At 48.7% G+C, this 10,208-nt stretch carries 9 protein-coding genes; 3 read left to right on the forward strand and 6 right to left on the reverse strand.

Features of this window, described 5'->3' with window-relative positions; all coding sequences use genetic code 11:
• On the reverse strand, positions 1–473 hold a 473-nt coding region (locus tag VIM87_RS11565; RefSeq protein WP_331997147.1), incomplete at its 3' end, for a cell division protein FtsX.
• Between the two features lie 142 nt (positions 474–615).
• On the opposite strand from VIM87_RS11565, the gene leuS reads away from it, so the two are divergent.
• Positions 616–3,381 carry a leucine--tRNA ligase gene (leuS, locus tag VIM87_RS11570; protein ID WP_331997148.1) on the forward strand — a complete coding sequence of 922 codons (2,766 nt, stop codon included), beginning with the start codon at positions 616–618 and terminating at the stop codon, positions 3,379–3,381.
• A 38-nt stretch (positions 3,382–3,419) separates the two neighbouring features.
• Here leuS and VIM87_RS11575 read toward each other — a convergent pair whose 3' ends face one another.
• Genes VIM87_RS11575 through VIM87_RS11585 form a run of 3 tightly spaced genes read right to left on the reverse strand, consistent with a single transcriptional unit; the run spans position 3,420 to position 5,849 of the window.
• On the reverse strand, positions 3,420–3,689 hold the full coding sequence (locus VIM87_RS11575; RefSeq protein WP_331997149.1) for a hypothetical protein: 270 nt from the start codon (positions 3,687–3,689) through the stop codon (positions 3,420–3,422).
• Positions 3,686–5,098: a radical SAM protein gene (locus tag VIM87_RS11580; RefSeq protein WP_331997150.1), complete on the reverse strand. Its 1,413-nt coding sequence runs from the start codon at positions 5,096–5,098 to the stop codon at positions 3,686–3,688. The genes VIM87_RS11575 and VIM87_RS11580 overlap by 4 nt, the downstream gene beginning before the upstream one ends.
• Positions 5,091–5,849 carry a prolipoprotein diacylglyceryl transferase gene (locus VIM87_RS11585; protein ID WP_331997151.1) on the reverse strand — a complete coding sequence of 253 codons (759 nt, stop codon included), beginning with the start codon at positions 5,847–5,849 and terminating at the stop codon, positions 5,091–5,093. Before VIM87_RS11585 ends, VIM87_RS11580 begins: the two co-directional genes overlap by 8 nt.
• 181 nt (positions 5,850–6,030) lie before the next feature.
• Between VIM87_RS11585 and VIM87_RS11590 the strand changes: the two genes are divergently transcribed.
• Entirely contained in the window at positions 6,031–6,882 is an 852-nt protein-coding gene (locus tag VIM87_RS11590; RefSeq protein WP_331997152.1) for an endonuclease/exonuclease/phosphatase family protein, read from the forward strand.
• A gap of 117 nt (positions 6,883–6,999) precedes the next feature.
• On the opposite strand, the gene VIM87_RS11595 is transcribed toward VIM87_RS11590, so the two are convergent.
• Together VIM87_RS11595 and VIM87_RS11600 are read right to left on the reverse strand one after the other, a co-directional pair.
• Positions 7,000–7,749, reverse strand: coding sequence for a hypothetical protein (locus VIM87_RS11595; protein WP_331997153.1), 750 nt, complete (start codon positions 7,747–7,749; stop codon positions 7,000–7,002).
• Between the two features lie 172 nt (positions 7,750–7,921).
• Positions 7,922–9,223, reverse strand: coding sequence for a M28 family peptidase (locus VIM87_RS11600; protein WP_331997154.1), 1,302 nt, complete (start codon positions 9,221–9,223; stop codon positions 7,922–7,924).
• Between the two features lie 95 nt (positions 9,224–9,318).
• Between VIM87_RS11600 and ruvB the strand changes: the two genes are divergently transcribed.
• On the forward strand, positions 9,319–10,208 hold an 890-nt coding region (gene ruvB, locus VIM87_RS11605), incomplete at its 3' end, for a Holliday junction branch migration DNA helicase RuvB (protein ID WP_331997155.1).

A 10,208-nucleotide genomic window follows, 5' to 3' on the forward strand; every position in this document is an offset into this window, starting at 1 on the left:
TTCTCATTCAGCTGGTTCACCAGTAAACGCTGGTAAGATATTTCCCTTACAATGCTCTGCTGGGTAAGATTTTTTTCTATGATCCGCAAACTGTCTGCATTCACATAGCGGGCATTAGCCTTAATATTAATGCTGGCATACAAAGGGTTATATTGCAGCAGGTTAATGAAATCTTCGCCGAACTCTTTTTTGAAACGGCCGGCCGCCATATCCTTTGACACATACTCAATGGATTTCACATAAGGCCGGGCAGCAATGGAATCGCGCAGGGCCTGGGCCTGGTCTTCCCGGACATTATCCCGTAAGATCACCTGGATCTCAATGCTTTCCTTAAAGTAAGCGCTTAACCGGTTAGCGTGGATAATGATCAGTCCTAAGGTGCCCAGCAGGAATAGTACCAGGGCTACGCCAATTATGGAGTATAAGTAGGATGGTTTGGATCTCTTTGCTGATGATTTTCCCGGTTGCGCCATTAAACCTAGAGTTTATCGGCGAAAATAATAAAAATTGGGACTTATGTTTAATTTTGCCAATCCTAAAAGACAATTTTAACAATGTAACAATTTTGCAGTAACACATTGGTTATACGCTTTTATTGTTATATAGCTTTTTTATATGGAATACAACTACAGGGAGATAGAGAAAAAATGGCAGGAGCACTGGAAGCAGACCAAAGCTTACCAGGTAAGCAATGATAGCTCCAAACCCAAATGTTATGTACTGGATATGTTCCCCTACCCTTCCGGCGCGGGCCTGCACGTTGGGCACCCGCTGGGTTACATTGCATCTGACATTTATGCCCGTTACAAAAGGTTAAAAGGGTTTAATGTGCTGCATCCCATGGGCTATGATGCCTTTGGCCTGCCGGCAGAGCAGTATGCGCTGGAAACCGGGCAGCACCCCGCCGTTACCACCGAGCAGAATATTAAGGCTTTCCGGGAGCAGCTGGATCATATTGGTTTTTGCTTTGACTGGGACCGGGAGTTCCGTACCTCCGACCCGGGTTATTATAAATGGACGCAATGGATCTTCCTGCAGCTGTTCGACAGCTGGCTGAACCGTGCTACCCAAAAGGCAGAACGCATCAGCACCCTTACCGCCCTGTTTGAAAAAGAAGGGAATGCGGCCAATGAATGCCCCGGCGACCGTACCCTGCGCTTTACTGCGGCAGAATGGAAAAGTTTTGACGAGCAGCGTCAGCGGGAAATTTTAATGCACTACCGCCTGGCTTACCTGGCCTTTGCAGAGGTGAACTGGTGCCCGGCCCTGGGTACTGTACTGGCAAATGATGAAGTAGTGAACGGCGTTAGTGAGCGTGGTGGCTATCCCGTGATCAAAAAGAAAATGCGGCAATGGTTCCTGCGCATTACAGAATATGCCAACCGCCTGCTGGAAGGCCTGGAGCAGGTAGACTATAGCGATGCGCTGCGGGAAATGCAGCGTAACTGGATCGGGAAAAGCCAGGGTGCAGAGATCCGCTTTGATGTGAAAGACACCGATCAGCAAATTACCGTATATACCACCCGCCCGGATACCATTTTTGGTGTGGACTTTATGGTGCTGGCGCCGGAACATGACCTGGTGAACCGTATTACCACACCTGATCAGAAAGCGGCGGTAGAAAAATACCTGGATTATGTGCAAAGCCGCTCTGAGCGGGAACGCCTGGCAGAGGTAAAACAAATTACCGGCTGCTTTACCGGCGCTTATGCGCTGAACCCGTTTAACGGGCAGCCCATACCCGTATGGATCTCCGAATACGTGCTGGCCGGTTACGGCACCGGCGCTATTATGGCAGTGCCCTGTGGTGACCAGCGCGATTTCCTGTTTGCCAAACACTTTAATATCCATATCACGAATATTATTGGTGATGCCTTTAACGGGCAGGAAGCCAACCCTACCAAGGATGCTGTTTTGCAAAACAGCGATTTCCTGAACGGCATGGTTATGAAAGCTGCTATGGATGCAGCTGCTGCCAAAATAGAGGAAATGGGTATTGGCAAAAGGCAGATCAATTATAAAATGCGGGATGCCGGTTTTAGCCGCCAGCGCTACTGGGGCGAGCCATTCCCCATTATTTATAAAGATGGTATAGCCTACCCCGTAGCTGAAAATGAGCTGCCGGTAGAGCTGCCGCACGTAGAACATTACAAACAGGGCGAAGATGGCGAAGGCCCGCTGGCCAATGTAACCGATTGGGTGAATGTGGCCCCCGGCATACGGCGTGAAACCAATACCATGCCCGGTTATGCCGGCAGCAGCTGGTATTTTCTGCGCTATGCCGACCCGCACAACACTACGGCCTTTGCTGACCGTAAAGCAATAGACTACTGGAACCAGGTGGATGTTTATGTAGGTGGTGCAGAACATGCCGTAGGCCACCTGCTGTACTCCCGCATGTGGACCAAAGCCCTGTATGACCTGGGTTATATTGGGTTTGATGAGCCTTATAAAAAGATCATTAACCAGGGTATGATAGGCGGCAGCTCCCGCCTGGTGTACCGGGTACGCGGTACCAACACCTTTGTATCCCATGGCCTGAAAGACCAGTATGAAACAGACCCGCTGCATGTGGATGTAAATATTGTAGATGGCACCGAGCTGGATACAGATGCCTTCCGCCAGTGGAAACCGGATTACCGCGATGCAGAATTTATACTGGAAGATGGTAAATACATTTGCGGCGCCCTGCTGGAAAAAATGAGCAAGCGTTTATTCAACACCGTTAATCCTAAGGATGTGGTGGATAAATACGGGGCAGATACTTACCGCATGTACGAAATGTTCCTGGGGCCCATTGAACAGTCCAAACCCTGGGAAACCAAGGGTATTGAAGGGGTACACCGCTTTTTGAAAAAGCTGTGGCGCCTGTATGTGGATGAGAACAAGGGACTGATCGTGAAAGATGCGCCGGCCACGCCCGAGGAGCTGAAAGTATTGCACAAAACCATTCAGAAGATTGACGGGGATACCAGCAACTTCTCATACAACACTGCCGTGAGCCAGTTCATGATCTGCTTAAACGAGCTGTCGTCCATGAAGTGTAATAAGCGCAGCATACTGGAGCCCCTGCTGATATTGCTTTGCCCTTATGCGCCGCATGTGAGCGCAGAGCTGTGGCAGCTGCTGGGCAATACCTCCAGCATACTGGAAGCCGCTTACCCCGTGTTTGAAGAACAGTATGTAAAGGAAAGCGCGTTCACCTATCCCATAGCTGTAAACGGTAAAACCCGTACCGAGATGGGCTTTGCGCTGGATGCCGATAACAGCGCCATTGAACAGGAAGTGCTGGCGAATGAAGTAGTGCAGCGCTGGATGGAAGGTAAGGCGCTGAAGAAAGTAGTGATCGTAAAAGGAAGAATGATCAACGTAGTTGTATAATTCAATGTGTGCCACGCCTCAAAGGTGTGGCACACTTATTAATGCATATTACCAAGCCCGCCCCCCATCATAAAAGCAGCCGTACACACGGAAAACCCCAGCAGCAAAACAATTCCCGAAGAAATTAAAAATACTTTTGCCCACTGTTTTTCTTTACTGGCTAATAATATTAAACCTGCAACCAGCAGTACTATAGGAAGTATCACCACACTGGCCATACCGGCGCCAAGGTCCGATGCAGATGCCAGCGTGATCACCACCAGGGCGATCAACGAAACAATCAGGATCTTTTTAAATACCTCATTCATTTTGCAGCTATTTTAGGCGAGTAGTCATCGATCAAAGTACGTAAATAGGCTTCTTTTTCATCCCTGTAAAACAGGTTCATAGTTTCAAAGGGAATAATGCGCCCGTCTTTATGCACAATGTGCACGCACGATTTTTTGATAGCCCGCACATCAAAATCATAGGCATCAATAAACCGCATAATAACAACCCGGAAAAGATTGTTATAGCTCAGGCCCGGGGCCTGGATCTGCGGCAAACAGCATAGCAGCGACTGCATATCATTTACGGCAGCATCGGTTGAAATGCCGGTGCTGAAGATCTTCAGCACATGTTTGTGCAAAGTTTCATCCTGTTCATATACAATTGTATTCTTTGAATTGTTCAGCAACACCTCCGGGTCTACAAAGCGGGTAAGCGGAAAGGCCTGTCCGCCCAGCTTCAGGGCATATCCCATCATTAATGCATCCGGATTGCAGGGCACAGGTATAAGATCGTGCTCATTAAATACATTGGTTTGCGCCAGGATCTGCTGCCGTACTTCGGTAAGGGTAATACGGTCGGTAGCCGGGTCAAAGCCCTCCGTTCTGCCGGCAATTTGTGTGGGCTGCAGGGTTACGCCCCGCACACATTTCTGCTGTAGCGCAAAATCAATGATCTTACCTATTTCATCATCATTCAATCCCTTTTGTAAAGTAACTACCAGGGTGGTGCTCAGGTCCAGCTCATTCAGGTGTTCCAGCGCCTGCTGCCGTATATCGGTAAGATCCTTCCCACGCAATTGTTCCAGCGCTTCGGGCTTAAAGGAATCAAACTGCAGGTACACTTCAAAATCGGGCATATAGGTGGCCAGCCTGGCTGCAAATTCCTTATCCTTTGCAATACGCACGCCATTGGTGTTCAGCATCAGGTGGCGGATGGGTTTCTTTTTGGCAATGTCCAGGATCTCAAAGAACCGGGGATGGATGGTAGGCTCTCCCCCGCTGATCTGCACCACATCCGGCTGTCCTTCGTTGGCCACAATGATATCCAGCATGCGCTCAATCTCTTCCAGTGTTCTATGCCGCCCGTAGTGTGGCGATGACATAGCATAACAGGTAGGGCAGGTAAGGTTACAGCGGTCCGTCACTTCTATTACCGTTAAACAGCTGTGCTGCTCATGATCCTGGCACAGGCCACAATCATAGGGGCAGCCGTAATGTGTATGGGTATTGGTTTTCAGCGGCGCTTCCGATGGTTTATTATAATTACGGGTGTTCTTATAATAGGCAATATCCGTAGCAATCAGCACTTTCTCCCGCCCATGTTCAGGGCAGTGTTTAATCATAAACACCTTATCATTCTCAAAAATAACCTTGGCATCCACACGGCGCAAACAGGTGCTGCAAAGACTGATGGTAAAGTCATAATAGGTATAATCTTTTTCAGGCATATTGCTTCCGGATTAAACGGGATGGAAAAATGATTGACGGGGTGTAATATAATAAACCGGCCAGGCAGGCCAGTTGTATGCTACCCAGGCCAAAGGCATACCGGTAGCCTGGTTTAATAAGATCCAGCAAAAAACGGAACAGCAGGTAAGCGATCATGAACAGCTTAAACCGTGCGCCGCTTACCAGTGTATATTTCTTTTGGATCCAATACAGCATAGCAGCCAGCAACAGCAGGTAAATAATTTCGTATATGCTTACAGGATGGCGGATAACACCATCGCCCAGCTCCATGCCCCAGGGCAGGCCGGTAGCCACTCCATAGGTTTGCTCGTACACCCCCATGCTAAAACAGCCTATACGCCCAATGATCATGGCCAGTATTAACGGGTATACGAAAAGGTCGCCGGACGACTGGCGCTCCCCTATTACCTTTTTAATGCTCTCCACCCCAATAAGGCCGCCCAATAAGCCGCCTACGATCGTTTTATTCTGGTAAATGTATAACAGCGGGTTTTCACTATGCAATAGTTCCGGCGGGTTTTCCAGGGCGCCCAGCAAACGGCTGCCCAGCACAGCCCCGAATATAGCGCCGGCAATCACCCACAGGCGGTTACTGTCGGGCAGGCCATCGCCCTGCTTTTTACGCAGGTACAAAAAATAGCGAAAGCCCAGGAACATGCCCAGGGTTTCCATTACCGCGTGTAATGGCAGCTTCAGGGAAAAAAGTGATACATAAACCGGAAAGTGCACGCTATATTGTTTTATCTACACCTTATGTGAAGGTATCTTTCATAGGCAATAATACCATTTTCCCGGCTCAGATACATGCGGTAAATATGTTCTCTGTTATCCTGTGCTTACAAAAAATTAATACGTCCCCTGCCTTTCTTACAAAAACCCGTAATACTTTTATGGGCTTAATACCATTCTTATGAGTAAAAGATTATTATGGCTGCTGCTTTTGTTTAGCGGCGGCAGCACAATGGCGCAAACACCATTAAAGGTGATCACCTTCAACATCCGCATGAATACGCCGGCCGACAGCCTGGATGCATGGCCTTACCGCAAGGACAAAGTAGCCAGTGAAGTGCTTTTTCATGAGGCCGATCTGTTAGGGGTGCAGGAAGCTTTGTATGTGCAAATGACCGATCTGCAGCAACGCCTGCCACAATACAAATACATTGGTGTAGGCCGGGGTGATGGTAAAACAGCAGACGAATTCTCCGCTATTTTCTATGATACTACGCGGCTGCAGCTGCTGCAGGGTGAAACCTTCTGGCTTTCCACTACACCTGCGGTGCCGGGCAGCAAAGGCTGGGATGCGGCCATTACCCGCATTGTAACCTGGGGCAAGTTCCGTGATAAAAAAACGAAGAAAGTATTCTTCCATTTCAATACGCACTTTGATCATAAAGGCCAGGTTGCGCGCCGGGAAAGCGCCCACCTGCTGTTAAAAAAGGTGCATGATATTGCAGGCGCCACACCGGCTATTATTACCGGCGACTTTAATGCCACACCGGATGATGAGCCTATACAGGTAATTGTAAACAACCAGGACCCGCTGCATTTAACAGACAGCAAAGCTATCAGTCAAACGCCGCATTACGGGCCCACCGGCACTTTTAACGGGTTTAAGAAAGCAGAGCTATCGGATAAACCTATTGATCATATTTTCCTGAAAGGCAAATTCAAGGTACTGCAGCATGCTACACTATCGCCCACCTGGCAGGGAAGATTTTCTTCTGATCACTTTGCCGTGTTCTGTAAGTTGATTGTGGAATAGTATTTAGGTGTGCCACACTTTTGAAGTGTGGCACACTGCATAAAAAAACAGGAACGGAAAGTAACCTGGCAAGCGGTTGTTCTTTCCTGTTCCTGTTTTAATTTCTTACTTCACTGATCAATCCCCGTGGTCGGCGTGCATACAGCTTTCAAAGCCGCTACGGCATTTTTTACCGGTACCTGTATCCATATTCACATTGATCACCAGGTGACCGCCACTGAACGAGCCGGTGAAATCTCCGATCTGCAGCTTGGCTGCAATAACCTTCAGATCCAGCTTCAGCTTACCTTTCATAGATAAAGTGCTGTCTCCTACCACTACATCCCGGGCATCTGCCTTCAGGGTCATGGAGCCGGAGAGGCGAATGGTGAACGGTATGTCATCTCCCTGCCAGGTAATTTTACCTGCAAGCACGGCAGCGGGCTTAGGCTCATTACCTTCGGCCTTTACATATACTTTTACGTACTTGTAAGTGCCTTTGGGAATGTCTATTACCCCCAGGAAACCGATGGCTTTTAATACATCCACCTGCCGGTCGCCTTTTACGCTGAAGTTAACTTCATTGTTGCCTTTTTTGGCGCTGAATTTAACTTCCCGTACCCGTAGCATAATTTCCGTCCAGGTGAAATCAAACAGACCACTGGTTTTGGCCATGGATGGCTTGTTGGTGATAGCCGCCAGCTTTTCTATACCGGCTGCATCCCCGCCAATGGTAGTGGCTGCATTCTCGGCAGACATTTCATAACTGATCTGTCCGTTGGCATTTGCATCCTGTGGCTTTGAAGATTCTTGTTTCGAGCATGCGGAAAAGAAAAGTACTGACGCCAGGGCCAGCCCTCCGCAGACATGGTGGAATTTAGGTTGCATTGTTCGATATGGTTTAAAGTTGGGGAATTGTGAAACCGCAGTGAATATAACCTTTAATGGCGAGATAAAATGTTAATCGAATGCAATTTTAGATTTTAGAGCTACGGTTTTAGATTATTGGTAAAGTATATTGACCAAATCTAAAACCGTAGATCCAAGACCGTAAATCAGATCAGTGCTGTGGCTTTAAGCCTTCCGTAGCTACGCGCGAAGGCGTATCCTTCCCGTCCACAATAGAAACGGCGCTAACGGCAATAGCCTGTATGGTGCTGGTAATATTCTGGATATCTAAGGTTTCTACTTCATCATTTACAGAGTGGTATAAGCTGTCCGTATCTATCTGGTCGGTTGATATCGTATGCGCCGGTACCCCTAAACGGGCCAGGGTAGCGTTATCCGAGCGGTAAAACAGCTGCTGGTCCGGATAAGGATCCGGGTAAAAATGGAAGATAGAGCCTTCCAGGTTACGCTGCAGGATCTGCCCGAAGTCTGATCTTTCAAAGCCGGTAATAAACGCGCTGTTCTTACCAAACTTGGATTCCTTACCGATCATTTCAATATTAAACATCGCCACTACTTTCTCCGGCTGCATGAGCTGGGAAAAGAAGCGGGCGCCATAGCTGCCCATCTCTTCACCGGTAAAGGTGGCAAAGATCAGGGTGCGGGCAGGTTTGTGGTTCTTATAATAATTGGCCAGCATCATTACCGCGGTAGATCCGCTGGCATCATCATCGGCCCCATTGGCAATACTATCCTGCTCTACGGGTTTTAAGATCCCAATATGATCGTAATGGGCGGAGAAGATCACATATTCATCCGGGCGGCTGCTGCCGGGTATCATACCTACCACGTTAAACAATGGCAGGGGTGTTACCTGCTGGCGCACATCCAGGTTCACGCTGCGTATAGCCGTATCAGTGGGCTCCTGTAATACCAGCACCAGGTTGCCGCTATCGGCCATCTGGAAATTCTGCTGCAGGTACTCGCCGTACTGGCGGAAGCTTTCGCTTTGCGCAGCATCAACCCATACAATGGTATTACCTTTTTGCGAACGCAGTGCCCGTACCCGGTCAAAAAAGTTATCGCCGGATTTAATATGCTGTTCTGCCACCTGGCCTTCCTGGTTCCAGTTCAGCTGGCCGGCTGTACTTTTCACAATAACGTTTTCGGATACACGCTTTTCGCCGTTGATGGTCAGGTTCACGCTTACCGGTTTTACGCGGTACATGTAAAACGTCTGGCGGTAGCCTTTGGCATTTTGCCAGGGCTGCAGGCCGGCCTTTTGAAACTCCTGCTCAATGAACGTAGCAGCTTTATCTATACCAGGTGAGAATGTTTTGCGTCCCTGCATATCATCTGCCGCCAGTGTGCTGATGATACGTTTAACTTCTGAGCTGCTGATACTATCCTGTGAACGGGCATTTAGACTAAAGGCTACTAATATGACGGTGGTGGTTAACCAAATTCTGTACATAGAGATGCTTATTATAACACAAATAAACTAATATCTGCATAAACAAGCAAACCCATACGCCATAATTACGTATTTTTGGACACTTTCAGTACATTATGTCTAATCCGCATTTAAGACCAGAAGAAAACCGCCTCAGTGCAGCGGAAAAAGAGTTTGAGAATAGTATACGGCCCAGGGATATCGTTGATTTCTCCGGGCAGGACCAGATCATTGACAATCTGAAAGTGTTTATTAAAGCCGCTAAAATGCGGGGGGAGGCCCTGGACCACATCCTGTTCCATGGCCCTCCGGGACTGGGAAAAACCACCCTGTCGCGCATTGTATCCAATGAAATGGGGGTAAGCATCAAGGAAACTTCCGGTCCGGTAATAGAAAAACCGGGCGACCTGGCCGGCCTGCTCACGAATTTAGAGGAACGGGATGTGCTGTTCATTGATGAAATACACCGCTTAAGCACGGTGGTGGAGGAATACCTGTACTCCGCCATGGAAGATTACCGCATAGATATTATGATAGACAGCGGTCCCAGCGCCCGCTCCATACAAATAAACCTGCACCCCTTTACGCTGATAGGGGCAACCACCCGCAGCGGTTTGCTTACGGCGCCCCTGCTTTCCCGCTTTGGCATTAAATCACGGCTGGAATACTACAATGCCGCTACCCTGCAAAAGATCATCTGGCGGGCTGCCGGCCTGCTGCAAACCAAGATCACTTCCGATGCGGCCATGGAAATAGCCCGGCGCTCCCGCGGCACCCCGCGTATTGCCAACGGGCTGCTGCGCCGTGTGCGTGATTTTGCGCAGGTAATGGGTAACGGTACTATTGACCTGGGCATTTCTGAGTTCAGCCTGAAAGCGCTGAATGTGGATGAATATGGCCTGGATGATATGGATAACCGTATCCTGAACGTGATCATTGAAAACTTTAAAGGCGGGCCGGTAGGTATTACCACCATTGCCACCGCAGTAGGGGAAGAACCCGGCAC

It is taken from the genome of Chitinophaga sp., from assembly GCF_036569125.1.
GTDB lineage: Bacteria > Bacteroidota > Bacteroidia > Chitinophagales > Chitinophagaceae > Chitinophaga.

Coding starts and splice junctions, on each gene's coding strand:
- VIM87_RS11580 (WP_331997150.1), bottom strand. CDS start 5,098: ATGCCTGAAAAAGATTATACCTATTATGACTTTACCATCAGTCTTTGC.
- VIM87_RS11575 (WP_331997149.1), bottom strand. CDS start 3,689: ATGAATGAGGTATTTAAAAAGATCCTGATTGTTTCGTTGATCGCCCTG.
- VIM87_RS11590 (WP_331997152.1), top strand. CDS start 6,031: ATGAGTAAAAGATTATTATGGCTGCTGCTTTTGTTTAGCGGCGGCAGC.
- leuS (WP_331997148.1), top strand. CDS start 616: ATGGAATACAACTACAGGGAGATAGAGAAAAAATGGCAGGAGCACTGG.
- VIM87_RS11600 (WP_331997154.1), bottom strand. CDS start 9,223: ATGTACAGAATTTGGTTAACCACCACCGTCATATTAGTAGCCTTTAGT.
- VIM87_RS11595 (WP_331997153.1), bottom strand. CDS start 7,749: ATGCAACCTAAATTCCACCATGTCTGCGGAGGGCTGGCCCTGGCGTCA.